The following is a 25155-nucleotide window of genomic DNA, read 5'->3' on the forward strand; positions in this document are numbered from 1 at the left end:
CTCTCTTTACAAACACTACACAAAACGCCGCCCATAATCAGGGCGGCGTTCATGCGTTTGACGACCATTAATCCCAAAAACAGCGTCCAGAACCACCTCTACCCAACAGGCGTCCAAACAACCGCGTCAATGCCCGGCGCGGCGGTGGCCAGCATCACCAGGCGGTCGAACCCCAGCGCGATCCCCGAAGCCTCGGGCATCAGCGCCAGCGCGGCGAGAAAATCCTCGTCGAGCGGATAGCGCTCGCCGTAAACACGCTGCTTCTCGTCCATCTCGGCCTCGAAGCGACGGCGCTGTTCGGCCGAGTCGGTCAGTTCGCCAAAGCCATTGGCGAGCTCGACCCCGCAGGCATAGACCTCGAAGCGTTCCGCCTCGCGCGGGTCGTCGGTGCAGGCCCGGGCGAGCGCCGCTTCGGCGGCGGGGTAGCGGTCGAGCACTGTGATGCGGCCGTGGCCCAGGTGCGGTTCCACCCGTTCCGAGAGGATGCGCGAGAAGATGTCCGACCAGCTGTCATCCTCGGCAATGCGGATCCCGGCGGCACTGGCCTGGGCGGCAAGGGCAGGGCGGACGGCTGCGGCCCCGTTCAGTGTCGCCAGCAGGTCGATCCCGGCATGGCGGCGGAAGGCCTCGGCAACCGAAACCCGTTCAAAGGGCGCGAAGGGATCGCAGGTGATATCGTTGTACCGCAGGACATCGGTGCCCGCCGCCCGGCAGGCGAGGCGGACCATCTCGGCGACGTCCTCCATCAGGACGGCATAGTCCTCGCCCACCCGATACCATTCGAGCATGGTGAATTCCGGGCTGTGTTTCGGCCCGCGCTCGCGGTTGCGCCAGACATGGGCGAAGGCATGGATGCGTTTCTCGCCGGCGGCGAGCAGTTTCTTCATGGCGAATTCAGGCGAGGTGTGCAGATACATCCGCCGCCCGAGACCGTCATTGCCTATCGCATCGGTCGCGAAGGCGTGCAGATGGGCTTCGTTTCCGGGGCTGACCGCCAGCGCGGCGGGGTCGACCTCGACGAAGTCCTCGCCCGCCAGAAATGCCCGGATCGCCGCCTGCATTCGGTTGCGCGCCAGCAGGATCGGCCGGCGGTCGGCGTGACGGGAGGGGCTCCACCAGCGGCTGTCGGTCATGGATTCTGCTCTTTCTCTGGATTCTCGCGCGGACATGGGCTAGGCCCCTGTCCGATACCGGCGCATAGAGCGCAACGCGACCATCCACAAGGAAAACCCCGTGAAAGTCATCGCCTCCTCTCTCCGCAAGGGCAACGTCGTCGAACTGGACGGGCGGCTCTATGTCGTTCTCAAGGCCGAGAACTTCCACCCCGGCAAGGGCACGCCGACCACCTCGGTCGACATGCGCCGGATTTCCGACGGGGTGAAGACCACCGAACGCTGGAAGACCACCGAGCAGGTCGAGAAGGCCACCGTGGACGAGCGGGAGTGGGATTTCCTCTATGACGACGGCGAGGGCTATCACTTCATGAACCCCGAGACCTTCGACCAGGTCACGGCGACCCCCGATGTGGTCGGCGACGCGGCCGCCTATCTCGAGCCGGGCATGAAGGTCTTCCTGCAGACCTTCGAGGGCGCCCCGATCGCCATCGAACTGCCGCAGAAGATCGTCGTCGAGATTTCCGAGACCGAGCCGGTGGTGAAGGGGCAGACCGCCTCGTCGAGCTACAAGCCGGCGATGACCACGATCGGCGTGCGCGTCATGGTGCCGCCGCATATCGACGTCGGCACCCGGATCGTGATCAACACCGCCGACAACACCTACGTCGAGCGCGCCAAGAGCTGAGTGCGTTCGAGGCGGCCCGCTTCGCGCGGGCCGTCAGCCGGCCACCTGGCGTTGGTCTGCCGTGGCTTCCTCGGAAAGGGGGCAGGTGAACCAGAAGGTGGTTTCCTCGTTGACGACCGAGGTGAAACCGATCGTCCCGCCCATCCGTTCCACGATCTGCTTGGCAATGTTGAGGCCAAGCCCCGTGCCGCCGACGCGGCGCGTATCGGTCCCGTCGGCCTGCGAGAAGGGGGTGAAGACCCGCGCGCGGAAGGAATCGGGGATGCCGGGGCCACGATTGTTCACCCAGAACCTCACGAAGCCGCCCTCGATCTCGGCGCCGATGCGAACGGTGCCTGCGGGGTCCGAGAACTTGCAGGCATTGGAGATGAGGTTGGTCATCACCTGGCCGAAGCGGTTGCGGTCGACGCTGACCGTGGCTCCTCCGGTCAGTTGCGCGATCTCGAGCGAGACGTTCAGCTTGACGGCAAAGGGCGAGTTGATCTCGCAGGATTCGGTCAGAAGCTCGTCCGCGTCCTCGTCGTAGTGGGCGAACTCGAAACGCCGCGACTCGATCCGCTCTAGGTCGAGCACGTCGTTGATGAGCCGCAGCAGGCGGTCCGAATTCTGGCGGGCGATGTCGAGCAGCCGTTTGCGCTTGTCGGGGAACTCGGCAAGCTCGGCCGAAGCCATGAGTTCGAGCGAGCCCCGGATCGAGGTAAGCGGGGTGCGCAATTCGTGGCTGATCGTCGAGACGAATTCACTCTTGGTGCGCTCCATTTCCTTGATTTCGGAAATGTCGTTGATCTGCACGATGAAAAGCAGGTCGCCAAGGCTTTCGTCCATGGTCCAGGAGATGCTGATGAGACCCCAGCCTCTCGTCCCATCACGCAGGATGAACTGCTTTTCCGCCTGCATCGAACTTTCGCCGGCTTCGCGGCGCAGGTCGATTTCGTTGTAGATGTCGGCCAGATCCTCGCAGTCGAGAACGTCGCGCAGGCGGATCTTGGTCAGCAGTTCCTCCTCGGTATATCCGAGGAACTTGCACATCGCCTCGTTCACGGCGGTGAAATAGTATTTGCCTTCGGCGATGGCCTTGCCAACCGGGGCATGGAAGAACACCAGCCGGAAGCGCTCCTCGCTGAGCGCCAGGGCGTTCTGGGCGATCATCTGCTCGGTAACGTCGGTCTGGGCGCCGACAAAGCGCAGGGCGCGTCCGTTGCTGTCCCAGTCGACAACCGTGCCGTCCGAATGCATCCAGCGCCACTCGTCCTCGCCGAAGCGGACGCGGTAATGGCAAGATGACCGCACCGTCTCGCCGCGCAGGCAAGCGTCGTCGCTGGCGCGCAGCCGCTTGTAGTCGTCCGGGTGGACCCGGTCGATGAAGACCGATTGCGGGTTGAAGTCGTCGGGCTCGAGCTCGACATCCATGATCCGCCGCCAGCTGTCCGAGACCACCGACTTGCCGGTTGTAACATCGAGATCAAAGACACCGATTTGCGCGCCCTTGAGCGCGAGGTTCCACCGCTTCTCGGTTTCCTTGATCTGGGCCACGTGTTCTTCCTGCTCGGTGATGTCGAGCAGGAGTATGGTGCGGCGCAACTCGCCATTGACGTCGCGCCACTGGCTCTGGCGATAGTCGAAGATCCGTTCGTCCATGCCGGGCGCTGGCGGGGGACCAAAGCACTTTCCCCCGTTCAGCGCGATGTCGATTTCGGGAAGGATATCCTCCACCGGGTGGCCGATGATACGGTCGCGCTGGCCGCCGAGACCCTCGATGGCGGTTTCGTTCGCGCGCAGGATGACGGCTGCGCCATCAAGGGTAAGGATGCCGATATGCGCGTTCTCGAAGACCGAGCGGTATTCCTCTTCCCTGGTCCTGAGAGCGCGGGTCTTCTCGCGCACCTGGCTCCGGACGCGCCTTTCGCTGCGCGCCATCATCCGGAAGATCAGGCCGATCAGCAGGGTAAGGCTGAGGCCGATGGCCAGGACGACATAGGGCGCGCGCCAGGGCTGGGCTGCGTCGAACTCCGGCGTGCTCTGCCAGTGAATGGTCCAGATGCGGCCAAAGACCTCGATCTCCGCCGTCTTGGAAAAGGCGGTCGAAGCATCGGGGTTGGCCACAGAACTATAGATCAGATCGCCGGTGTTCGTGCCTTTGCCGTCGAAGAGCTGGATCTCGAACAGCTGGGTGCGCAGGCTTGCGAAATCCTCGAGGAAACGCGCGCTGATGAGGGGCGCGAACGCCCAGCCGATCAGGGCTGCCTGGCGTTCGGCTGCCGTAACTGTCGAGGCCCGCGGGGCATAGATCGGCCGGAGCAGCAGAAAGCCGGCCTCGGCCTTGTCGTCCGGCGTGAACTGCCCGAGCGGGGTCATCTGCGTCAGGCCGGTATCGCGGGCGGCAATCGCCGACGCGCGCCAGCCGCGATCGAAGCCGATGTCGAGGCCGGGAAGCGCGGTGTTGTCCGACCGGGGGGCGATGTATTTGACGACAAAGAGCGTATCGGCGTCGCTGGCCGGGTGGATCGTGAACTCGGGAACGCCATCGGCGCGGGCCTCTGCCATGAAGCCGGGAAGCTCCGCGCGCTGGACCGAGACGATCAGGCCCAGGCCGTTGACCTCGGGCATGTTCGCGGCCATGTCGATCTGGCTGACATAGGCGTCGATCTCATCCTGCGTGACGCGATGCGAGGCCGCGAACAGGCCGCTGAGGCCGTTCAGGCTTTGCCGATAGGCGCTTAGCCGTTCGACAAGCGTCGACATGCTGTCTGCCGTTATCGTCTCGAAAGCATCGAGGGATCGCGTGCGCGCGATGTTATCGACGACCCAATAGGACAGCGTGGTCAGCCCGAGGCAAACGGCGATAAGTGCGTATCGCACTGACCTAAAGCGAAAGACCAAGGCCTGTTTCCCTCTTATTCCCGTCACTGCGAGCCAAATGCGTGGGTTTAGATGGAATATTAACCATTTTCATTCAGCCCACAAGCTATAGTTGTATCAATGGTTTGGCGATCTCCGTTCGCGTGTCCTGAGCAAATTCCGTCGGCCTTTGTTCTGCTTGAGAGATATCGAGTTTCGCAAAGTGGAAAAACCCGAGCAAAGCCGATTGGGCAAACGGGTGAAATTCAATGTTCTCAGCCAAAGGGTGGCGGCTGAAACTCCTTTGCGAAGGTCGCGTCGTGCCGCAGGCAACTTGCCAGATTAAAGACTGCCGGTCCGCGGGCTGCCAAGCGATCTTGCCGGCAGAAAATATTTCCACTCCGAAAGATGCATTTCGGCATCATATGATGGCCGGCCGAACGTCAAGACTCCGCGGCCTCCATGGGGCCCGTACTCAATCCACCTGTCGTCGCTCGACGCTCTGCCCGCTGCTCAGCCCGGCGGGAGGGTAGAGGGCCACGAGGTCTCCGGGGGCCAGGCCGTCCAGCACCTCGGCCTCCTGCCCGTTGTTGTGCCCGATCCGGACGGTGCGCAGCTCTGCGGTGTCGTCGGCGATGACGAAGACCGCCCAGTCGCCGCCCTCGCGGAACAGGGCGCTGGCGGGAACGCGGGTGACGTCCTCGGCCTGCCAGATGACGATATGGGCCTCGATGCGGAAGCCGTGACCGATGCCGTCGCGCAGGTCCGGCGGCGTGTCGATGGCGATGACGACCGGCACGCGCTGTTCCTCGACGCCGAGGGCCGAGACCTTGGTGACCGCGAAGGGATCGACGCGGGTGACCGTCCCGGCCAGGTCGGTCGCACCGCCCCAGGCGGCGATGCGCACCGGGTTGCCGACGCGCACCTGCACGGCGTCGGAGGAGATCAGCTCGACCACGGCTTCCAGCCCCTCGCGGATATCGCCGACTTCAAGGATCGGGGCCCCGGCGGCCAGGATCTGTTCGTCGGTGGTGATGACGCGCAGGATGACGCCATCGGAGGGCGACAGGATCGACAGTTCCTCGCCCAGACGGGCCTCGAGTGCGTGAAGCTGCGTGTGATCGGCGATCCCGATCAGCTGCGCCTCGGCGCTCTGCAGTTCTGCCTTCCGCTGGGCGACGGCGGCCTCGGCGGTGTGCTGGCGCGCCTCGGCGGCGCGGGCGGCGCCTTCGGCCCGGTCGAGCGCGGCGTGGCTGATCGTGCCGCTGGCGGCCAGCCGGCGGCTGCGTTCGAGATCGGAGAGCAGCAGGTCGTAATCGGCGGTGGCGGCTTCCAGATTGGCCTCGGCGACCTGGGTGGCCGCGCGCGCCGCATCGACCGCCGCCAGCGCCTGTTCGCGGGTGCGCACGTCAAGCACCGCAGGGTCGGCGGGGCGCATCCGGGCCACCACGGTCTTGTCCTTCTCGACAGGGTCGCCGGGCAGCCCCTCGACCCGCAGCAGGCGACCGTTGACGGGGGTGGAGACCATGTAGGCCTGGCGCACCCGCGTGCGCCCCTCTTCGTTGATCGTCACCTGCATTGGGCCGCGGGTGACCTCGCCGATGTCCAGGATCGTCGGGCGCGGCCAGAAGGCCCAGGCCAGCCCGGCCCCGACAAGCGCGACGGTGGCAAGGATCAGGATGGGGCGGGAAAAGCGGCGTTGGCGCATGGGTCAGTCCCTTGATTTCAGGACCGCGATCAGGTCGGTCCGGTCCAGGTCGCGCTTCACCATCCAGCCCGAGACCAGCGCCGCGCCCAGCACGAAGCTGGCGGCAAAGCCGTGGCTGAAGGGGTCGAAGGCGGCCGGAATCTGGTAGAGCTCCGAGGAGAAGCCGGCGGCGATGGCGAAGGTCAGCCCATAGCCGGCAAGCGAGCCGACCGGCAGCGCCGCCAGCACGATGACGGCAAGTTCGCCGAGCAGGATGAAGGCGGCCTCGCCCTTGCTGAAGCCGATCACCCGCAGCGAGGCGAGGTCGCGGGCGCGTTCGGTAAAGGCGATGCGGGCGGCGTTGTAGATGATGCCGAAGGTGATCACGAAGGCGACCGCGCCCATGATATAGCGCGCCGATCCCGCGCCCTGGTCCATCAGCTTCTGCAGCGAGGCGCGGGCATCCTTGGCCACGCTCACGCCCGCCACGGTTGGCCGGTCCTTGAGCAGGCGCCAGATCTCCTCGGCGCGGGCCGGGTCGACCCGCAGCCGCGCGCCCGAGATGCGCCCCGGCTCGGCCAGTTCGCGGTTCAGCGCGTCGAGCCGCATGTAGGCGGGCGCGCCGATCAGGCTGGTGGCGACCTTGGTGACGGGCACCTCCAGCACCGGGCGGCGGCCTTCGCGCACCTCGACGGTCAGCATCTCGCCAGGGGCGATGTTCAGGATATCGGCCAGCGCCTGGCTGAGGACGATGCCCTTGTCGGGCAACGCGATAGGGGCCATGCGGGCATCGATGGCGCGGGCGATCTCGGGAGTGTCGACAAGGCCGGTGACGCTGCCGCGATGGGTCTCGCGCCCGTTGCGCAGGATGGCGGGCACATCGCGCACCGGCTCGACAGAAAAGACGCCGGGGATCCGGGCGAGTTCCAGGGCCGCCTTCTCGCCCAGCGGATGGGTGAAGACGACGGTACCGTCGGAACGGTCGATCACGGTAAAACTCAGGTCCATCATCCGGTCGAAGGCGCCGTAGATCGTGGTCATCCCAGAGGCGAGCGCCATGCCCCCGGCGATGCCCGCTGCCAGCGCCAGCGTCCGCCAGGGCTGGCGCGCGATGCCGCGCAGCACCATGCGGGTGGGCTGGTCGAGCAGGCGGGCGGCACGCCCGGTGAAGGTGATCGTGCGCGAGAAGTCGGGCGGGGCGGGGGGGCGCATCGCCTCGGCCGGGGTGAAGGCAAAGACCCGGCGCAGCACGATGATCCCGCCGGCCGAGGCGGCGGCGACGCTGGCGATGGCACCGATGGCAAAGGCCGCTGGGTCGGGGCGGAAGACGAGGAAGGGGAAGTTGTAGAAGGTCAGGTAGATCGGGATCATCGCGCGCCCCGCCAGCACCCCCAGCAGGCAACCAAGCGCCGCGCCGGCGATGGCCACGGCAAGCACCAGCTTGAAGTAATGCGAGGCAACCTCGGTATTGGTATAGCCGAAGGCCTTGAGCTGGCCGATCTCCTCGCGTTCGGACTGCACGATGCGGCCGACGACGATGTAGAGCAGGAAGGCCGCCACGGCGAGGAACAGCGGCGGCACCGCGCGGGCCATGGTGGCAAGCCCGCCGATCTCTTCCGAGACGAAACGGTCGGACACCAGGTCGCTGCGCCCATAGGCCCCGGTGCCGCCCCAGGGGTCGAGCAGGGCGTCGATCCGGTCGAGCACCGCGGCCTCGGTGGCGTCGCGGCTCAGCGCGATCAGCGCCTCGTTGAAGGCGCCCTGCATGTCATAGGCGGCGGCCAGTTCGGTGCGGCGCATCCAGAGCGCGGCAACGCGGGCGGGGTCGGGCATCATCTCGCCGGGGACGCCGATGTAAAGCAGGTCGGGCGCCTCCGCCAGGCCGACGACATGCAGGCTGCGCCGCGTGCCATTCATGGTGACGGGCAACCTGTCGCCGGGGGCGATGCCACGCGCCCTGGCGAAGGCAGTCAGCAGCAGGGTCTCGTCGCGCCCGCCGGGTTCGGGCAGGCGGCCGGCGGTCAGGTAGATGGTATTGAACGTCGCCTCACCGAAGTCGGGCAGCGAAAGGGCGCGGGCCTGGATCGGCACCGCCTCCTCGACAAGGTCGATCAGCGCCGCGCCGACCACGCGCCCCTCGGCGCGCGCAACGCCGGGCAGGGCGGCGAGGCGCGCGAGTTCGGCCTCGGGGGCGCGGGCGACCGGGGCGAAGACATCGGCCAGGCGGTTGCGTTCGTAGTATGCGCGGCGCGTCTCGCTGAGCGAGGCGACGAGGCCCGACATCATCACCTGCAGCAGCACCCCCACGGCGATCACCAACACGATGGCGATGACCTGCCCCTTGATCCGGGCGAGGTCGCGCAGCAGCTTGGTGTCGAGCGGGCTCACCAGTGTATCTCCTCGGGGGGCAGGCGCGTCGCGTTCACCTGCACGTCGCGGATCGCGCCATCGGCGAGCTTTATCACCCGATGCGCCATCTGCGCGATGCTGGCGGCATGCGTGACCATCAGCAGGGTCGAGCCGAGCCGGGCGTTGACGTCGTTCAGCACCTTCAGCACCGCGCGGCCCGTGGCGCTGTCAAGCGCGCCGGTCGGTTCGTCGCAGAACAGAACCTCGGGCTGCTTGGCGATGGCGCGGGCGATGGCGACGCGCTGCTGCTCGCCCCCAGAGAGCTGCGAGGGGAAATGGTCGAGCCGGTCCTTCAGCCCGACCATGGCCAGCGCCTCGTCGGCGGGCATCGGGTTCGCGGCGATCTCGGTCACCAGCTCGACATTCTCGCGGGCGGTGAGGCTCGGCATCAGGTTGTAGAACTGGAAGACGAACCCGACGTGGTTGCGCCGGTAGCGGGTCAGGGCGCGGTCGTCGAGGTCGGTCAGGCTGAGGTCGCGGAAATGGGCAGTGCCGCTGCTTGCCCGGTCGAGCCCGCCAAGGATGTTGAGCAGGGTCGACTTGCCGCTGCCCGAGGCGCCCAGCATCACCACGATCTCGCCCGCCGGAATGTCGAGGTCGACACCGCGCAGGGCGTGGACCGCCGAGGGGCCCTCGCCATACACCTTGCTCAGGCCCCTCGCGGAATAGGCCGGCGTCATCCGTTGCTCCGATCTGCTTGCGCGGCAGTGTTGCACGACAAGGCGTACCACAAGTTGACCTCGGTCAACCAACATCTGAGTTCGCTGTGCCTGCCGGGTCAAGCCAACGGGCCGGGATGGTCCCCTCACCCCTGCTCAGGCCAGGCCGTTTTGCCTCATGAAGGCGGCCAGGCGCGCCTGCTGGTTGTCGGTCAGCGGCCAGGCCGAGGGCGGGCGGGTTGCGCCGCAATCCTCGCCCATCAGCTTCAGCGCGGACTTGACGCCGGTGACATTGGTGCCGCCCATCTCCTCGGCGCGGATGTCCTCGAAGACGGTCATGCCGGCGATCAGGCGGTTGGCCTCGTCATAGTCGCCCTTGTCCAAAGCAGCGTGGATGGCCACCGAGCGCGCGGGCCAGACGTTGATGAGCCCCGATGTGAAACCGCGCGCGCCGACGGCGTAGAGCGGCGGGGCCCAGACCTCGGCCAGCCCGCCGACCCAAATGATGTGGTCGGGCGCGGCTTCCATTGCAGCCTTGAGCTTCAGAGGGTTGGGCGTGGCCCATTTGACGCCGGCAACACCGGGCACTGCGCAGATCTCGGCGATGGCTGCGGTGCCGATCAGGTCGTTGCGCAGGTAGAGCATCAGCGGCGTGCCGTCGCCTGCCTCGGCGATACGGGCGACATAGTCGCGCAGGCCGCGCGGGCTGACGAAGGGATCGGGCGGCTGGTGTACCATCAGCGCATCCGCGCCAAGCGAGGCGGCATGGGCGGCGGCGCGGCTGGCCTCGCGGATGCCGCGGCCGATGCCGCAGACCAGCGGGACGCGGCCGTTGATCTGCGCGGCGGCGGCCTCGGCGAAGCGGCGCGCCTCGACCTCGTCCAGCGCGTAGAATTCGCCGGTATTGCCATTGGCGACGAGGATATGCACCCCGGCGCCGATGGCGCGGTCGACGATGGGAGACAGGCGGTCGGTCGCCAGTTCGCCGTCCTCGTCGAAGGGCGCGACGAGGATGCCGGAGATGCCGCGCAGGGCGGTCTTCAGGTCATGCGGCATCAGTTGATCTCCGGTTCCGGGACCGGCGCGCCGAAATCGGTGCGCAGGAAGTCGAAGTCGCAACCCTTGTCGGCCTGTTCGACGTGCTGCGAGAACATCTTGCCGTAACCGCGTTCATAGCGCGGCGGCGGCGCGGTCCAGTCGGCCTTGCGTGCGTCGAGTTCCGCGTCCGAGAGCGCGACGTTCAGGCTGCGGTTCGGGATGTCGAGCTCGATGATGTCGCCGGTCCGGATCATCGCGAGCGGGCCGCCGATGAAGGCCTCGGGCGCGACATGCAGGATGCAGGCGCCATACGAGGTGCCGGACATCCGCGCATCCGACAGGCGCACCATGTCGCGCACCCCCTGCTTCAGCAGCGCCTTCGGCATCGGGATCATGCCCCATTCCGGCATTCCGGGGCCGCCGAGCGGACCGGCGTTGCGCAGCACCAGAACGTGGTCCGGGGTCATCGGGTAGTTCTCGTCGTTGATGATGGTCTTCAGATCGGCATAGCTGTCGGCGACGATGGCTGGGCCGCGATGGGTCTGGAAGCGCGGGTCCATCGCCGCTGGCTTGATTACCGCCCCATCAGGCGCGAGGTTGCCCTTCAGCACGGCCAGCGAGCCCTCGTGGTAGACCGGGTTCGAGAGCGGGCGGATCACGTCGGGGTTGTAGTTCACCGCCGCCGCGATGCCTTCGCCCAGCGACTTGCCGGTGACGGTCATCACCGACAGGTCGAGCTTGTCGCCCAGTTCCTTCATCAGCGCGGGCAGGCCGCCGGCATAGAAGAAGTCCTCCATCAGATACTCTTTGCCCGAGGGCCGGATATTCGCCAGCACCGGGGTCGTGCGCCCGATGGTGTCGAGGTGGTCGAGCTCCAGCGGGATGCCGGCGCGGCGGGCCATGGCGATCAGGTGGATGATTGCGTTGGTCGAACAGCCGGTGGCCATGGCCACGGTGACGGCGTTGCGGGTGGCCTGCCATGTCACGATCTTGTCGGGCGTCAGGTCCTCCCAGACCATTTCCACCGCGCGGCGGCCGCAGGCGGCGGCCATGCGCTTGTGGCCCGCATCCGGCGCGGGGATCGAGGATGCGCCGGGTAGCGTCAGGCCGAAACCCTCGGCAATCGACATCATGGTCGAGGCGGTGCCCATCGTCATGCAGGTGCCGTAGCTGCGGGCGATGCCGCCCTGCACGCCGTCCCATTGCTCCTTGCCGATGGTGCCGGCGCGGCGCTCGTCCCAGTATTTCCAGACATCGGTGCCCGAACCGAGCTTTTCGCCCGCGTAGTTGCCGCGCAGCATTGCGCCGGCGGGCATGAAGATGAACGGCACCCCGGCGCTGAGCGCGCCCATCACCAGTGCCGGCGTGGACTTGTCGCAGCCGCCCAGCAGCACCGCCCCGTCTATGGGATGGGCGCGGATGGTCTCCTCGACCTCCAGCGCGCCCATGTTGCGATAGAGCATCGAGGTGGGTTTCAGGAATTGCTCCGAGAAGGAATGCACCGGCATCTCGACCGGGGTGCCTCCTGCCGCCAGCACGCCTTTCTTCACGAACTCGGCCCGGTCGCGCAGGTGATGGTGGCAGGGCGAGAGGTCCGACCAGGTGTTGATCACCGCGATGACCGGCTTGCCTTCCCAGTCCTCCGGGTTCCAGCCCATCTGCATCGCGCGGCTGCGGTGCCCCATGCTGCGCAGGTCGTCGGGCGCGAACCACCGTGCCGAGCGGAGGTCTTCCGGTTTCTTGCGCGTCATGGCTGCCCGCCCCGGCGCATCGGCGGCCTTGCCTTAGGCTTGGAGGGCCGCGGCGCGCCCGCGGGGACGTCGCAGGGGGCGTGTTCGGTCATGTCAGTCTCCCCGATGCAGGCGGTCGGGCAGGTCGGGATCCGCATTCCAGCCGCCCCATGGGCGGTCGGGCATTGGCCGCCTCGCCTCGCAAGCCTTTCAGGATTTGCTATATTAGCATATCAATTGGGTCAAGCGGCGGCGACCCGTGGCGCGGATGCCGGCATCGGCGGCAAAGGGCCTTTGCCGCGCGCCGGGAGTGGTGCAAGCGCCGCCGGGCGCCTATGATGGGCGCAAGCAGCGCGGCGCCAGCCTGGGCCGCCGGCAGGAACGGAACCGTCATGTCCCTGGAATACGCCTACCGCCCCGGCACCAGCGAGACCGGCCAAGGCGGTGTCGCCGCCGTCTCGGCGGCGCAGCGGGTCTACGATGCGCTGCGCCGGCAGATCATCGGCCTCGAGATGCCGCCCGGCACCGTTCTTGCGCGCAACGAACTCACCCTGCGGTTCGGTGTCAGCCAGACCCCGATCCGCGAGGCGCTGCAGAAGCTGGAACAGGACGGTCTGGTGCGGATCTATCCGCAGTCGCGCACCGTGGTGCGGCGGATCGACGTGAAGCAACTCTACGAGACCCACTTCCTGCGCGTGGCGGTGGAATGCGAGGTGGTGCGCAGGCTGGCGGCGGCGCAGAGGCCCGATGTCATCAAGCGCGCCCGCGCCATCGTGCAGATGCAGAACGCGCTGGTCGGCGATATCGCGCAGATGGACATGTACAACGACCTCGACCGCACCTTCCACCAGACGCTCTATCGCGGCGTCGGGGTCGGGGCGATCCAGGAACTGGTGGGCAGCAAGCTCGGCCACCTGGCGCGCTGCCAGCGGATGGAACTGCCCAAGAAGGGCAAGATGGCCGATATCGTCGAGGCCCATACCGCGATCCTGGAAGCCATCGAGAGCGGTGACCCCGAGGCGGCGGACCAGGCCATGCGCCGGCACCTGTCGGGCACCATCAGCCGGGTCGACGACCTGCGCGCGGAACGGCCCGAGTATTTCACCCAGGACGACAACCTCTACCGCTGAGCCCGGCGGCCTCGACGCAATTCTTTGCCCAATGGTCCTGCTTTCGCTTGCACCTTCGCGGCGGGCATTGCTTGATCGTGGGGTACCTAGGCCCGGGGCAGACTCGCCCGGGCGCGGAAAGGAGGCAACATGCGCTATCACACTCCATCGACATTTGAAGACGCGGCGCGCGTCTCGGCCGGGGCAGGGGGCGTGACGCGGTTCCTCGCCGGCGGCACCGACGTTCTGGTGCAACTGCGCGCCGGGCTGGTGACGCCGGATGACCTGATCGACATCAAGCACATTCCCGGCGTGCGCGACATCCAGCGCACCGCTGAAGGCGGCTGGCGCATCGGCGTTGCCGTTCCGGGCATCGCGCTGGGCCGCCATGCGGAATTGTCGGCCGACTGGCCGGGCGTGGTCGAGGGGATGGAGCTGGTCGGCTCGACCCAGGTGCAGGGCCGCGCGACGCTGACCGGCAACCTCTGCAACGGCTCTCCCGCCGCCGACGGCGTGCCGGGGCTGGTCGCGGCCAGTGCCATGGTCACGGTGGTCGGGCCGGAAGGCACCCGCGAGGTAGCGGTCGCCGATATCCCGACCGGACCGGGCAAGACCTCGCTGAAGAAAGGCGAGCTGATCGCGGCGATCACCCTGCCGCCGCGCGGCAAGAACGGCGGCGATGCCTACCTGCGCTTCATCCCGCGCACCGAGATGGACATTGCCGTGGTCGGCTGCGCCGTCAGCCTGACGGTCGAGGGCGACAGGATCGCCTCGGCCCGGGTCGCGCTGGGCGCGGTGGCGCCAACGGTGGTGCTGGTGCCCGAAGCGGCGTCGGCCATCGAGGGCAGCACGCTGGACGAGGCCGCGCTGGAGCGCCTGGCGGCGGCGGGCAGCCGATCGACGACAAGCGGGGCACCGTCGCTTTCCGCACCGAAGTCGCGGGGGTGCTGGCCAAGCGCGCCGCCCGCATAGCCTATGACCGGGCCAGGGGGGCCACCGCATGAGCAAGATCCACGTTACCACCACCGTCAACGGCGACGAGACCGAGTTCCTCTGCGATCCGCGAGAGACGCTGCTCGACTGCCTGCGCAACCAGCTTGACCTGACCGGCGCCAAGGAAGGCTGCGGCACCGGCGACTGCGGCGCCTGTTCCGTCACCATGGACGGCACGCTGGTCTGTTCCTGCCTCGTCCTCGGCGTCGAGGCGCAGGGCAAGACCATCGAGACCATCGAGGGCATGGCCGCAGGCGGCGAACTGCACCCGCTGCAGCGCCAGTTCATCGAACATGCCGCGCTGCAATGCGGGATCTGCACGCCCGGCATCCTGGTCGCCGCGAAGAACCTGCTCGAAACCAACCCCGACCCGACCGAGACCGAGATCCGCTATTGGCTGGCCGGCAACCTCTGCCGCTGCACCGGCTATGACAAGATCGTGCGCGCGGTGCAGGCCGCCGCCGCCGAGATGAGGGAGACCGCCTGATGCCCAAGGATGAACTGAAGGCCGGCTACAAGCTGATCGGCACCCGACCCAACCGCCCTGACGGGCTCGACAAGGTCACCGGCCGCGCCCGCTATGGCGCCGATTTCTCGGTGCCGAACATGCTCTGGGCCGCGGTGGTGCGTTCGCCCCATGCCCATGCGAAGATCTTGAAGATCGACGCCAGCAAGGCGCTGGCACTGCCCGGCGTCAAGGCAGTGGTGACCCGCGCCGACCTGCCCACGGGCCTCAGTGGCGAGGACTTGAACCTGCAGGACAACACGCTGGCCGGGGACGTGGCGCTCTATGACGGCCATGCGGTCGCCGCCGTGGCCGCGACCTCGGCGCTGATCGCGCAGGACGCGGCGCGGTTGATCGAGGTGGAATACGAGGTGCTGCCCCATGTGATCGACGTCGATGATGCGATGCGCATGGATGCGCCGGTGGTGCAGGAAGGCGCGGCGGATCACACCGTTCCGGAAGGCTCGCCGCCCAACGTGGCGCGCTGTCTCGATTTCGGTCACGGCGATGTCGAGGCGGGTTTCGCCGAGGCCGACCTGGTGATGGAAAACACCTATCGCACCGAGGCGACGCACCAGGGCTATATCGAACCCCATGCCTGCGTCGGCCAGCTGGGCGAGGACGGCAAGGGCGAGATGTGGGTCTGCACCCAGGGCCACTGGTACATCCGCCGGATGAGCGCGGCGGTGCTGGGCATCGAGGCGGCGCAGCTGCGGGTAACCCCTTCGGAAATCGGCGGCGGCTTTGGCGGCAAGACGACGATCTTCTCGGAACCGATCGCGCTGGCGCTGTCGCGCAAGGCGGGCGGGCGCCCGGTCAAGCTGGTGATGAGCCGGGCCGAGGTGCTGCGGGCGACGGGGCCGACGGCCTCGGCCTCGATGGACGTCAAGATCGGCATGAAGAAGGACGGCACCATGACCGCCGCCTCGGCGGTGTTCCGGATGCAGGGCGGCGCCTTTGTCGGCATGTCGCCGGTGGGCGAGGCGCTGAGCTGTGCCTTTGCCTGCTACAACATCCCGGCGATCCATCACGAGGGCTACGAGGTGCTGGCAAACCGGCCCAAGGCCGCCGCCTACCGCGCGCCCGGCTCGCCCATGGCGGCCTTCGCGGTCGAGAGCCTGGTTGACGAGATGTGCCGCGCGCTGGGCCTCGACCCGATCGAGGTGCGCCTGAAGAACGGCGCCCGCGAGGGGACCAAGGCGAGCTATGGCCCGAAATACAAGCAGATCGGCCTGGTCGAGACGCTAGAGGCGGCCAGGGCGCATCCGAACTACCAGGTGAAGCTTGGCCCCAACCAGGGCCGCGGCGTCGCCTCGGGCTTCTGGTTCAATCATGGCGGCGAGACCTCGGTTTCGGTCGCGCTGGGCGAGGACGGGACCGTGACGGTCTCGATCGGCACGCCGGACATCGGCGGGCTGCGCGCCTCGGTCGGGCTGATGACGGCCGAGACCTATGGCATCCCCTACGAGGACGTGCGGGTGAACGTGGTCGAGACCGGCGCGCTGGGCGTCAACGAACCGACCCACGGCAGCCGGGCGACCTTTGCCAACGGCAAGGCGCTGGTCGAGGCGGCGAACCAGACCATCAAGGAAATGTGCAAGCGCGCGGCGAAGAAGTGGGGCATCGAGCCCGAGGCGGTCGAATGGGCCGACGGCGCGGCGCGCCCGGCCGGTGACAACGCCGGGAAGTTCCCGCCGATGACCATCGGCGAGATCGCCGCCGGCATGGGCGCGAGCGGCGGGCCCATCGCCGGGCACCACGAGGTGACCATGGGCGGCGCGGGCGCGAGCTTTGGCACCCATGTCGTCGATGTCGAGGTCGACCCCGAGACCGGGCGCACCACCATCCTGCGCTACCTGGTGGTGCAGGACGCCGGCCGCGCGATCCACCCGGCCTATGTCGAGGGCCAGTACCAGGGCGGCGCGGCGCAGGGCATCGGCTGGGCGCTTAACGAGGAGTATGTCTATGGCAAGGACGGCCGTCTGCAGAACCCGGTCTTCCTCGACTACCGCGTGCCGGTCGCCTCGGACCTGCCGATGATCGACACGGTCATCGTCGAGGTGCCGAACCCCGGCCACCCATATGGCGTGCGCGGCGTCGGCGAGACCGGGATCACCCCGCCGCTGCCGGCCGTCGCCAACGCGGTGGCCGCCGCCACCGGCGCGCGCATCCGCCACCTGCCGCTGAGCCCGCCCAAGGTGCTGGCGGCGATGAAGGCGTCGCGGGATGGTTGAGGTCAACCTCTGGTCGGGGCTGCGCCGCTTCACCGATGGCGCGCAGGTGGTGACGGTGGAGGCCTCGACCGTGGGCGAGATGCTGGATGCGCTTGTGAAGGCGCATCCGGGCCTCGAGCCCTTCTTCGCCGATGGCGTCACCGTGGCGATCGATGGCGAGGTGGTGACAGCGCAGAACGATGCGCCGGTCACAGCCGAGAGCGAGGTCTTCCTGATGCAGCGGTTGAAGGGCGGCTGAGGGGGCGGCGGGGTGAACCCCGCCCTACGCCTTGCACGGGGGGCCGCGCTCGTGGCCACCGTTGAAGGGGGGCTTTGCCCCCCGCCGCCCGTTCCGGGCGACTCCCCCCGAGTATTTTGGAAGAAGAGAAATCAGGGGGCGGCGGCCATCACCTCGACCTCGACGCGGAACTCGGGGCGGGTGAAGCCCGAGACGATCAGCAGGGTCGAGGCGGGCAGGCGTGCGGTATGTCCGACAAAGGCGTCTCGGGCACGCATGTAGTCCGGGAAATCCTCGCGCGCGGTGACGAAGCCCGAGATATGGGCGACATCCGCCGGCCCCATGCCGGCCTCGGCCAGGATCGCGCGGATCGCCTCGAAGCAGAGCATGGCCTGGTCATATGCGCCTGCGGGGATGGTCTCGTCCGGGCCGATGCCGAGTTGCCCCGAGGTGCGCACAATGCGCCAGCCGGGCGGGATCTCGGTTCCGTGGGCATAGGCGCCGAAGGGCGGGCGCAGGGTCGGGGGCATCAGGGCTTTCATCTCTCTCTCCGGTCCGGGCGGCAGATTAAGGCTTGCCTGAGCGGGCGGCTTCTGAAAACCTCTGCCTCACATCTCTGGCACAGATTCATCTCAGGGCCGCGTGACAACCACCTTCCGGGAGGGAGAAATGGACATGCGTGTGCCTGGCTGTGCGGGGTGTTGGCCATGAGCCTGCAGGGCCATTGGGCCGACCTGCCGTCCTCGGCCTTTCGCGAGCTGCCCGGCGATCTGGTCGCCGTGCTGCCGCTCGGCGCCATCGAGCAGCATGGGCCGCATCTGCCGGTTTCGGTCGACCGCGACCTGATCGAGGCGGCGGTGGCGGCCATGCTGGGGGAGCTGGGGCCCGAGCAATCGGTGCTGGCGTTGCCGGTGCTGTCGGTCACCAAGAGCAACGAGCATCTGAGCTTTCCCGGCACGCTGACGCTGGGCCCCGAGACGCTGCTGGCGGTGCTGCGCGATATCGGCGCCTCGCTGGCGCGCACGGGCGTGCGGCGGCTGGTGCTGTTCAACGGGCATGGCGGGAACACCGCGCTGTTGCAGGTGGCGGCACGCGAGTTGCGGGTGGCGAACAGGATGATCGTCGCGGTCTGCGGCTGGTTCGGGTTTGCCGAGACGGAGGGGCTGATCTCGGCCGAAGCCTATGCGCGGGACATCCATGCCGGGGACCTGGAGACCTCGGCGATGCTGGCGGTGAAGCCTGCGTTGGTGAACATGGCAGAGGCGCGGGATTTCGTCACGTCGCTGGATCGCTGGGAAGCGGAATTCGACTGGATCGGGCTGAGCGGGCAAGCGGCATCGCCGGCCTGGGTGATCGAGGACCTGAACCCGGAAGGGGCCTGCGGCAATGCCGCGCTGGCCACGGCCGAAAAGGGCCGCGCGCTGATCGAGAGCGCGGGGCGCAACTTCGCCACCTTCCTGCGGGAGTTCGCGCAGTTCGATCTAGGGGGCGGGGCATGAGCGAGACCCGTCTGCCGGGGGTGCTGGTGCCGGCGGCGCTGGCGGGGTTCGCTGCCTCCGGCGGCGACCTGCTGGCAGGTGACCTCGTGATGCGACAGGGGCAGGTGGTCGGGCTGGCTCCGGCCACGGCGGAGCCGTCGCGCATCGTCATGCCGCGGCTTGCGGATCCGCATGTGCATCTCGACAAGTGCCACACGGTGGGGCGCATCCCCCACGTGGGCGGCGATCTGATGGCGGCGATTGCAGCGCAGCGGCAGGACCGGGCGGGCTGGACGGCTCAGGATATCCGGGCGCGGGCGACGCGGGGCCTGGACGAACTGGCCACGGCGGGCTGCGGGGCGGTGCGCAGTCACGTCGACTGGGGAACGGTCGACGACCCCGCCGCCGTGCCGCTGGCCTGGGAGGTGCTGGGCGAGGTGGCCGAGGCTTATCCTCTGGTGCTGCAGCGGGCGGCGCTGGTGAGTATGCCGGTGATGGCCGATGCGGGGCACGCCCGTCGCATCGCGGCCCGCGTGGCGCGCGACTGCGGGGTGCTGGGCTGTTTCGTCTATGATCAGCCCGAGCGCGCGGCGGGGATCGCCAACCTGTTCCGGTTGGCGCAGGACTTCGGGCTGGCGGTGGACGTCCATGTCGACGAGGGGCTGGCGCCGGGGCTCGACGGGGTTGAGCGGGTTGCCGATGCGGCGCTGGCCTGTGGTTTCAATGGGCCGGTGCTGCTGGGCCATGCCTGCGCGTTGATGAACCGGACAGGGGGCGACCTCGCGCGCGTCATCGACAAGCTGGCGCGGGCCGGGATCGCGGTGGCGGCGCTGCCCTATACCAACCTCTACCTGCAGGGGCGCGCGGATGGCACGCCCGACCGGCGCGGGCTGACCCGGATCCACGAGCTGCGCGCGGGTGGCGTGCGGGTGGTGCTGGGCGCCGACAACGTGCGCGATGCCTTCTGCCCGGTGGGCAATCACAACCCGCTGGCGACGCTGGCGCTGGCGGCGGTGGCCGGGCATCTCGACCCGCCCTTCGGGAGGTGGCTGGGCATGATCTCGACCGAGGCGCGGCTGGCCATGGGCCTTGAGGCGGTGACGCTCGCGGGCGCGGCGGTGCAGGGCCTGATCTGCTTCGAGGCCACCACGCTGGCCGACCTGCTGAGCGCGCCGCCGCGCGCGGTTCCCCTGGGTGACTTGTTGGAGAGGCTGGCAGCATGACCGACGCAACCGATTGGGGCGCCATCGCGCGGCAGCTTGCGCCGGTCGAGGTGATCGACGAGGCGGTGCTGGTGAAGAAACGCTCGCGCGATTTCTTCTGGTATTCGCCGATCCTGAACGCGCAGCTCAAGAGGAGCTTTGGCGATCTCGTGGCGGTGCCGAAGACGCGCGAGGAGTTGGCGCATTGCCTCGCCGTCGCCCATGCGGCCGATATCCCGGTCGTGCTGCGCGGTGGCGGCACCGGAAACTACGGGCAGGCGGTGCCGCTGCGGGGAGGGTTGATCGTCGAGACCACGGGCATGAACCGCATCCTCGAGATCGGCGAGGGCTTCGTGCGGGTCGAGGCCGGGGCCTTGATGGCCGATATCAACCGGGCGCTGATCGCGGAAGGCTGGGAGATGGCGATGTTCCCCTCGACGCAGGATATCGCCACAATCGGCGGCTTCGTCGCCGGTGGCTCGGCGGGGATCGGGTCGCTCTCGAACGGGGCGCTGCGCGAGCCGGGCAACCTGATCGCGCTGAAGGCGCTGTCGGTCGAGGCCGAGCCGAAGGAGCATCTCTTCGAGGGTGAGGAGGCCCTGCAGATCCACCACGCCTGGGGGCTGAACGGGGCGATCACCGAGGTCACGCTGAAGACCGTGCCGACGCGCGACTGGATCGGCTGCATGGCGACCTTCGACACCTACCGCGACTGTTATGCCGCCGGTTACGCGCTGGCGAGCCGGGCCGGTATCGGCTGCAAGCTGGTCTCGGCGGTCGAGGCGCGGATCGTGGGCTATTTCCCCCGGCTCAAGGACCATATCCGCGCCGACAGGCACCTGCTGGTGGCACTGGTTCCGGCCGAGGGGCTGGAGGCCTTCCGCGGTCTGATCGCGGCGCAGGGCGGCGAGATCGACCTCGCCATGACTGATCCGGAACGGGTTGCGGCCGGCCTGCCGCATGTCTTCGAATTCGCCTACAACCACACGACCCTGCAGGTGCTGAAGGCCGACCGTTCCGCGACCTACCAGCAGATCGGGGTGCCCGATGCCTCGGACGCCGAGGCCGTCGCCCGCGTCGAGGCGGCGCTGGGCGAGGATGTCTGGCAGCACCACGAATTCGCGCGGCTCGACGGCAAGGTGGTCGCCTTCAACCTGCCGATCATCTGGTTCTCGACCGAGGAACGGCTGCGCGAGATCGACGACATCTACCGCGCGCATGGCCATTCGGTCTGGGACGCGCACACGTTTCATGTCGAGGGCGGCGGGCTGAAGGGTAACTACCGCCACCTCGCCTGGAAGAAACGGATGGATCCGAAGGGGCTGCTCAATCCGGGCAAGTCGCGGGTCTGGGAGGATGTCCGCCACCTGGATGCGGACGAGATCGAAGCCTTGGACAGGGATTGAGAGCATGACCATCACGACCACCCCGCTGAACCCGCATTTCGGTGTCGCTGTCGAGGGCGTCGCCCTGTCGGATGTCAGCACGGGCGAAGGCTACCCGGAAATCCGGGCGCTCTTCGAGGAACACTCGGCACTGCTGTTCCGGCGGCAGGAGATCACCGACGCGCAGCACATGGCGCTGGCGACGCTTTTCGGCCCGATCGAGGACCGCAAGGCGGATGAGCGGAAACCGGGGCAGGCGTTCGAGATTCCGAAGGTCTCGAACGTGAAGGACGACGGCTCGACCACCGCCGAGATGGATCACCACACGCTGCACCTCAAGGCGAACTTCCTGTGGCATTGCGACAGCACCTTCATGCCGCAGCCGGCGCTGACCAACCTGCTGATCGCACGCGTGGTGACCGAGACCGGCGGCGCGACCGAACTTGCGAGCACCCGTGCCGGCTGGGCGGCGATGCCCGAGGCGCTGAAGAAACGGATCCGGGGCCGCGGCGTCTGGCACGCCTATCGCCACTCGCGCGCCAAGATCTCGCCCGAGCTGGCAGCGCAGGCAATGTTCAACAAGTGGCCCGACCAGCATTGGAACGCGATCTGGACCAACCCGGTGAATGGGCGCGAGGCGCTCTACCTCGCCAGCCATTCCTTCAAGGTCGACGGCTATGACGAGGCCGAGAGCCAGGCGCTGATCGACGAGATGATCGGCTTCTGCACTCGGCCGGAATACGTCTATTCGCACCAGTGGCAGGTCGGCGACGTGCTTATCTGGGACCAGCGCGCTGTGCTGCACCGGGGCACGCCCTGGCCCTATGACAAGCCGCGCACGCTTTCGAGCATCTGCGTCAGCGCGCGCCCCGTTGACGGCCTCGACGCGCTGGCCCGGATCGGCGAGACGGCATGACCTGGCCGCTGCTGCTGGACGCGGCGCTGGTCGGCAGCCTCGGCCTCTGGATGGCGGTGGCGGTGGCCGACAACTGGCGCATTCCGGCGCTGAACCGCCAGGTGCTGGCGCAGGTGCTGCGGCTGGAATTGATGGAGCGGGATTACCCCGAGGCCTTCGCGCTGGTGGCCGACCGCCGGGTGCGCAGCGAAAGGACGATCGACCTGCTGTTCGGCTTTGTGCGCTGGGCCGAGACGATTGCGGCGGTTCTGCTGCTCGGGGCCGCGCTGCTGCTGGCCGCGGCGGCGGCGGGCATGGCGGCGGCGGGCTTCGCCAGCGTCTGCGCCACCCTCGCCACCGCCTTCTTTGCCCTGGTCTGGGCCGGCTTCATCATCGGCGGCAACTACTATTGCTACTGGTATTGCCACCAGTCGGCCCAGGCCAACCACTTCATGCTGCTGTTCTGGGGCCTGGGCGTGCTGCTGGTGCTGATGCGCTAGGCTACTTCGGCCGGGTATTCTCCAGCTCGGGCGGGAAGGGGATGAACTCCTCGGTATCGCCCGGCGGCAGGTGGAAGGGCCCGCCGGTCCAGTCAGCGGCCTTCCAGGCCTCCTTCGCCGCCTCGATCTTTTCGCGCGAGGAGGAGACGAAGTTCCACCAGACATAGCGGCGTTCGTTCATCGTCGCGCCGCCAAGCGCCATCAGCCGCGCGCCCTGCGCGCCGGCGCGCACCGAGATGCGGTCGCCGGGGCGGAAGACCATCATGCGGCCCGCTTCGAAGGTCTGGCCGGCCACCTCCACCTCGCCCGTGGTGATGTAGAGGCCGCGGTCCTCGTGATCGTCCGGCAACGGGAAGGCGGCGCCCGGCGCCAGCACGACGTCGAGGTAGAAGGTCTCGGACTGCATCGTCACCGGGCTTTCCTTGCCATAGGCGGTGCCGAGGATCAGCCGGGCCTGGGCGCCCGCGTCCTCGATGAAGGGCAGCGCCGCTTCCTTGTGGTGCTCGAAATCGGGCGCCATGTCCTCGCGGTCCTCGGGCAGGGCGATCCAGGTCTGGATGCCGAAGAGCTTCTGGTGCGGCTTGGCGCGGGTTTCGGCGCTGGTGCGCTCGGAATGGGTGACGCCGCGCCCGGCGACCATCCAGTTCACCTCGCCGGGATGGATCATCTGATGCGTGCCGAGGCTGTCGCGGTGCTCGAACTCGCCCTGGTAGAGGTAGGTGACCGTGCCCAGCCCGATATGCGGATGCGGGCGCACGTCGATGCCGCCTTCGGTGATGAACTCGGCGGGGCCCATCTGGTCGAAGAAGATGAAGGGGCCAACCATCTGGCGCTGGCTGGAAGGCAGCGCGCGGCGCACCTCGAACCCGCCGAGATCGCGGGCGCGCGGGATGATCAGCGTCTCGATGGCGTCGCCGTCGATCTGCGGGCAATCGGGGGAATGGGTGGGGTTCCAGCTCATGGCAGGCTCCTTCGCTTGGATCGCTGCACCCAGCATGACGCATCCCGCCCGCGCTGTCGCGCCTTGCGAGTGCACGAAACTGTGCGCTGGCGCGCAGGGGGTGTCAGCCATGGCAAGAGGCTTGAGCGGTGGTACACTTCGGCTAGACTGGCCAGACAACAGGCCAGATAGGGGGCGGCGATGCTGACCTTGCAGGAGGCGAAGAACCGGTTCAGCGCGGTGGTCGAGGCGGCGCTTGCCGGCCGGCCGCAAGAGGTGACCCGGCGCGGCAAGCCGGCGGTGGTGGTGGTGGCGGCGCAGGAATACCACTGGCTGGTCGAGGCGGCGCAGGCCCAGCGCGAGGGCTTTGCCGATCACCTGCTTGCCTATCCGGGCGGTGAATCCCGCCACGACGCGGCGCGATGAAATACATCCTCGACACCGGGGTCATCGCCTCGTCGCGCCGGGCCGACCGGGCGCCCAGGCTGGCCGCCTGGCTGAAGGCACGGCACGAGGAGGAGCTGTTCCTCAGCGTGGTTTCCATCAGCGAGATCGCCCTCGGGATCCACCTGCAAGAGGCCAAGGACCCGGATGCCGCAGGCGACCTGCGCCGCTGGCTGGAACGGACGGTGACCGTCTTCGCCGACCGGGTGCTGGCCTTCTCGGCACAGGATGCGATGGTCTGGGGCGTGCTCTCGGCGCGGATCGGGCCGGGGCCGGCCGACCTGATGATCGCCGCCCAGGCGCTGACCCGCGACGCCGTGGTGGTCACGGCGAACGGCGCGGACTTTGCCCGCGCCGGGGTGCGGGTCTTCGACCCGTTCTAGGGGGATCAGGCCGCGCGGCCTTCGCCCATGTAGAGCTTCTGCATGTCGACAAATGGCCCGTTCACCAGCTGCGCCCGGATCGGCGCCCAGGCCTCGGGCGCCTCGGCGATGGCGTCGTAAAGGCCCCTCGGCACCAGCACTTCGCCCACCACCTCCTCCGAGGCGGTCTCGACCCAGACAAAGCTCAGCATCGTCTCGGTAGTGCCGATCAGCCGCAGCTCGGTTCCCGGCGCCAGCGGCGCCTCGGGCAGGCGGCGCAGCAGGTCGAGCTTGAGCATCTCGACGACGACGTCGTCGAGGTCCTCCTGCCGGATCAGCAGCTTTTCCCGGATCGCCGGCCAGCCGAAGGTCAGCCGGACCGCAAGCGCGGTGCCAACGGCCTGGGCGGCGGCTGGCGCCCGGCTGCCATAGCTGGTGGCGAAGAGGTCGCTCACCTCGTCCTCGATCTCGAGGTAGTCGGGCATCCGCGCCGAGGGCATCCCGGCGATCCACTGGCCGCGCCCGGCGTCGAGATAGTTGAAGTTGGGTTGCAGCCGGAAGGTAAAGCCGCAGGCGCCGCAGGAGGCGTCCTGGAAATGGTCGCTCATGATGTCATCGCGCAGGTCCGGGCGGCGGTCGGCATTGACCGAGCCGACCGCCTCCATGGTGATGAGCGCCTCGCACTTCGGGCAGATCAGGTTCAGGGGCTGGAACAGGGACATCGCTAACT

At 68.1% G+C, this 25155-nt stretch carries 22 protein-coding genes and 1 pseudogene; 13 read left to right on the plus strand and 10 right to left on the minus strand.

The annotated features are described in order from the left end of the window. Positions 1–98: 98 nt before the first annotated feature. Positions 99–1133: an EF-P lysine aminoacylase EpmA gene (gene epmA / locus IE266_RS09550; protein WP_189679858.1), complete on the minus strand. Its 1035-nt coding sequence runs from the start codon at positions 1131–1133 to the stop codon at positions 99–101. A 100-nt stretch (positions 1134–1233) separates the two neighbouring features. Here epmA and efp point away from each other — a divergent pair, with 100 nt between their 5' ends. Continuing rightward, positions 1234–1800 (plus strand): elongation factor P, encoded by a 567-nt coding sequence (gene efp, locus IE266_RS09555; RefSeq protein WP_189679859.1) that lies wholly within the window; start codon positions 1234–1236, stop codon positions 1798–1800. 33 nt (positions 1801–1833) lie between these two features. Here the strand turns inward: efp and IE266_RS09560 are convergent, their stop codons facing one another. The 6 genes from IE266_RS09560 to araD form a co-directional block, all read right to left on the minus strand. Next, complete coding sequence (locus tag IE266_RS09560; RefSeq protein WP_189679860.1) at positions 1834–4542, minus strand: CHASE domain-containing protein; 2709 nt, start codon at positions 4540–4542, stop codon at positions 1834–1836. A gap of 571 nt (positions 4543–5113) precedes the next feature. After that, a complete protein-coding gene (locus IE266_RS09565; RefSeq protein WP_189679861.1) occupies positions 5114–6346 on the minus strand; it encodes an efflux RND transporter periplasmic adaptor subunit in 1233 nt (410 codons plus the stop codon). Between the two features lie 3 nt (positions 6347–6349). After that, positions 6350–8713 (minus strand): ABC transporter permease, encoded by a 2364-nt coding sequence (locus IE266_RS09570; protein WP_229863987.1) that lies wholly within the window; start codon positions 8711–8713, stop codon positions 6350–6352. Beyond that, positions 8710–9414: an ABC transporter ATP-binding protein gene (locus IE266_RS09575; protein WP_189679862.1), complete on the minus strand. Its 705-nt coding sequence runs from the start codon at positions 9412–9414 to the stop codon at positions 8710–8712. The genes IE266_RS09570 and IE266_RS09575 overlap by 4 nt, the downstream gene beginning before the upstream one ends. A gap of 135 nt (positions 9415–9549) precedes the next feature. Beyond that, on the minus strand, positions 9550–10449 hold the full coding sequence (locus tag IE266_RS09580) for a dihydrodipicolinate synthase family protein (protein ID WP_189679863.1): 900 nt from the start codon (positions 10447–10449) through the stop codon (positions 9550–9552). Continuing rightward, positions 10449–12182: an L-arabinonate dehydratase gene (araD, locus tag IE266_RS09585; protein WP_189679864.1), complete on the minus strand. Its 1734-nt coding sequence runs from the start codon at positions 12180–12182 to the stop codon at positions 10449–10451. The genes IE266_RS09580 and araD overlap by 1 nt, the downstream gene beginning before the upstream one ends. Before the next feature lie 371 nt (positions 12183–12553). On the opposite strand from araD, the gene IE266_RS09590 reads away from it, so the two are divergent. The 5 genes and pseudogenes from IE266_RS09590 (at position 12554) to IE266_RS09610 (ending at position 17240) form a co-directional block, all read left to right on the plus strand. After that, entirely contained in the window at positions 12554–13291 is a 738-nt protein-coding gene (locus tag IE266_RS09590; RefSeq protein WP_189679865.1) for a GntR family transcriptional regulator, read from the plus strand. A gap of 129 nt (positions 13292–13420) precedes the next feature. Continuing rightward, positions 13421–14274, plus strand: a pseudogene (locus IE266_RS09595) (FAD binding domain-containing protein). After that, positions 14271–14750: a (2Fe-2S)-binding protein gene (locus IE266_RS09600; protein WP_189679866.1), complete on the plus strand. Its 480-nt coding sequence runs from the start codon at positions 14271–14273 to the stop codon at positions 14748–14750. Before IE266_RS09595 ends, IE266_RS09600 begins: the two are co-directional and overlap by 4 nt. Further along, the gene (locus IE266_RS09605; protein ID WP_189679867.1) at positions 14750–17002 is read left to right on the plus strand and encodes a xanthine dehydrogenase family protein molybdopterin-binding subunit; all 2253 of its coding nucleotides are present in this window, start codon (positions 14750–14752) and stop codon (positions 17000–17002) included. The genes IE266_RS09600 and IE266_RS09605 overlap by 1 nt, the downstream gene beginning before the upstream one ends. Continuing rightward, a complete protein-coding gene (locus IE266_RS09610) occupies positions 16995–17240 on the plus strand; it encodes a MoaD/ThiS family protein (RefSeq protein ID WP_189679868.1) in 246 nt (81 codons plus the stop codon). The genes IE266_RS09605 and IE266_RS09610 overlap by 8 nt, the downstream gene beginning before the upstream one ends. Positions 17241–17371: 131 nt before the next feature. Here IE266_RS09610 and IE266_RS09615 read toward each other — a convergent pair whose 3' ends face one another. Continuing rightward, complete coding sequence (locus tag IE266_RS09615) at positions 17372–17761, minus strand: RidA family protein (RefSeq protein WP_189679869.1); 390 nt, start codon at positions 17759–17761, stop codon at positions 17372–17374. Between the two features lie 165 nt (positions 17762–17926). Between IE266_RS09615 and IE266_RS09620 the strand changes: the two genes are divergently transcribed. The 5 genes from IE266_RS09620 to IE266_RS09640 are packed head-to-tail and all read left to right on the plus strand — an operon-like array spanning position 17927 to position 22679. Continuing rightward, positions 17927–18718, plus strand: coding sequence for a creatininase family protein (locus IE266_RS09620; RefSeq protein ID WP_189679870.1), 792 nt, complete (start codon positions 17927–17929; stop codon positions 18716–18718). Then, on the plus strand, positions 18715–19920 hold the full coding sequence (locus IE266_RS09625) for an amidohydrolase family protein (protein WP_189679871.1): 1206 nt from the start codon (positions 18715–18717) through the stop codon (positions 19918–19920). Before IE266_RS09620 ends, IE266_RS09625 begins: the two co-directional genes overlap by 4 nt. After that, positions 19917–21305: an FAD-binding oxidoreductase gene (locus IE266_RS09630; RefSeq protein ID WP_189679872.1), complete on the plus strand. Its 1389-nt coding sequence runs from the start codon at positions 19917–19919 to the stop codon at positions 21303–21305. Before IE266_RS09625 ends, IE266_RS09630 begins: the two co-directional genes overlap by 4 nt. Before the next feature lie 4 nt (positions 21306–21309). Continuing rightward, on the plus strand, positions 21310–22200 hold the full coding sequence (locus tag IE266_RS09635; RefSeq protein ID WP_189679873.1) for a TauD/TfdA dioxygenase family protein: 891 nt from the start codon (positions 21310–21312) through the stop codon (positions 22198–22200). Next, complete coding sequence (locus tag IE266_RS09640) at positions 22197–22679, plus strand: DUF2165 family protein (protein WP_189679874.1); 483 nt, start codon at positions 22197–22199, stop codon at positions 22677–22679. The genes IE266_RS09635 and IE266_RS09640 overlap by 4 nt, the downstream gene beginning before the upstream one ends. A gap of 1 nt (position 22680) precedes the next feature. Here IE266_RS09640 and IE266_RS09645 read toward each other — a convergent pair whose 3' ends face one another. Next, positions 22681–23640, minus strand: coding sequence for a pirin family protein (locus tag IE266_RS09645; RefSeq protein WP_189679875.1), 960 nt, complete (start codon positions 23638–23640; stop codon positions 22681–22683). Between the two features lie 180 nt (positions 23641–23820). Between IE266_RS09645 and IE266_RS09650 the strand changes: the two genes are divergently transcribed. Together IE266_RS09650 and IE266_RS09655 are read left to right on the plus strand one after the other, a co-directional pair. Continuing rightward, complete coding sequence (locus tag IE266_RS09650) at positions 23821–24045, plus strand: type II toxin-antitoxin system prevent-host-death family antitoxin (protein ID WP_189679876.1); 225 nt, start codon at positions 23821–23823, stop codon at positions 24043–24045. Continuing rightward, positions 24042–24446: a type II toxin-antitoxin system VapC family toxin gene (locus IE266_RS09655; RefSeq protein ID WP_189679877.1), complete on the plus strand. Its 405-nt coding sequence runs from the start codon at positions 24042–24044 to the stop codon at positions 24444–24446. Before IE266_RS09650 ends, IE266_RS09655 begins: the two co-directional genes overlap by 4 nt. A 5-nt stretch (positions 24447–24451) precedes the next feature. On the opposite strand, the gene IE266_RS09660 is transcribed toward IE266_RS09655, so the two are convergent. After that, positions 24452–25147, minus strand: coding sequence for a CpXC domain-containing protein (locus IE266_RS09660; protein ID WP_189679878.1), 696 nt, complete (start codon positions 25145–25147; stop codon positions 24452–24454). Positions 25148–25155 lie beyond the last annotated feature (8 nt).

This window comes from Seohaeicola zhoushanensis (assembly GCF_014656415.1).
GTDB classification, from domain to species: domain Bacteria; phylum Pseudomonadota; class Alphaproteobacteria; order Rhodobacterales; family Rhodobacteraceae; genus Seohaeicola_A; species Seohaeicola_A zhoushanensis.

What these genes read in the sequence shown, in the direction of transcription:
- epmA (WP_189679858.1), bottom strand. Translation starts at nt 1,133, where the DNA reads ATGACCGACAGCCGCTGGTGGAGCCCCTCCCGTCACGCCGACCGCCGG.
- IE266_RS09560 (WP_189679860.1), bottom strand. Translation starts at nt 4,542, where the DNA reads ATGTCGACGCTTGTCGAACGGCTAAGCGCCTATCGGCAAAGCCTGAAC.
- IE266_RS09565 (WP_189679861.1), bottom strand. Translation starts at nt 6,346, where the DNA reads ATGCGCCAACGCCGCTTTTCCCGCCCCATCCTGATCCTTGCCACCGTC.
- IE266_RS09575 (WP_189679862.1), bottom strand. Translation starts at nt 9,414, where the DNA reads ATGACGCCGGCCTATTCCGCGAGGGGCCTGAGCAAGGTGTATGGCGAG.
- IE266_RS09580 (WP_189679863.1), bottom strand. Translation starts at nt 10,449, where the DNA reads ATGCCGCATGACCTGAAGACCGCCCTGCGCGGCATCTCCGGCATCCTC.
- araD (WP_189679864.1), bottom strand. Translation starts at nt 12,182, where the DNA reads ATGACGCGCAAGAAACCGGAAGACCTCCGCTCGGCACGGTGGTTCGCG.
- IE266_RS09590 (WP_189679865.1), top strand. Translation starts at nt 12,554, where the DNA reads ATGTCCCTGGAATACGCCTACCGCCCCGGCACCAGCGAGACCGGCCAA.
- IE266_RS09600 (WP_189679866.1), top strand. Translation starts at nt 14,271, where the DNA reads ATGAGCAAGATCCACGTTACCACCACCGTCAACGGCGACGAGACCGAG.
- IE266_RS09605 (WP_189679867.1), top strand. Translation starts at nt 14,750, where the DNA reads ATGCCCAAGGATGAACTGAAGGCCGGCTACAAGCTGATCGGCACCCGA.
- IE266_RS09610 (WP_189679868.1), top strand. Translation starts at nt 16,995, where the DNA reads ATGGTTGAGGTCAACCTCTGGTCGGGGCTGCGCCGCTTCACCGATGGC.
- IE266_RS09615 (WP_189679869.1), bottom strand. Translation starts at nt 17,761, where the DNA reads ATGAAAGCCCTGATGCCCCCGACCCTGCGCCCGCCCTTCGGCGCCTAT.
- IE266_RS09620 (WP_189679870.1), top strand. Translation starts at nt 17,927, where the DNA reads ATGAGCCTGCAGGGCCATTGGGCCGACCTGCCGTCCTCGGCCTTTCGC.
- IE266_RS09625 (WP_189679871.1), top strand. Translation starts at nt 18,715, where the DNA reads ATGAGCGAGACCCGTCTGCCGGGGGTGCTGGTGCCGGCGGCGCTGGCG.
- IE266_RS09630 (WP_189679872.1), top strand. Translation starts at nt 19,917, where the DNA reads ATGACCGACGCAACCGATTGGGGCGCCATCGCGCGGCAGCTTGCGCCG.
- IE266_RS09635 (WP_189679873.1), top strand. Translation starts at nt 21,310, where the DNA reads ATGACCATCACGACCACCCCGCTGAACCCGCATTTCGGTGTCGCTGTC.
- IE266_RS09640 (WP_189679874.1), top strand. Translation starts at nt 22,197, where the DNA reads ATGACCTGGCCGCTGCTGCTGGACGCGGCGCTGGTCGGCAGCCTCGGC.
- IE266_RS09645 (WP_189679875.1), bottom strand. Translation starts at nt 23,640, where the DNA reads ATGAGCTGGAACCCCACCCATTCCCCCGATTGCCCGCAGATCGACGGC.
- IE266_RS09650 (WP_189679876.1), top strand. Translation starts at nt 23,821, where the DNA reads ATGCTGACCTTGCAGGAGGCGAAGAACCGGTTCAGCGCGGTGGTCGAG.
- IE266_RS09655 (WP_189679877.1), top strand. Translation starts at nt 24,042, where the DNA reads ATGAAATACATCCTCGACACCGGGGTCATCGCCTCGTCGCGCCGGGCC.
- IE266_RS09660 (WP_189679878.1), bottom strand. Translation starts at nt 25,147, where the DNA reads ATGTCCCTGTTCCAGCCCCTGAACCTGATCTGCCCGAAGTGCGAGGCG.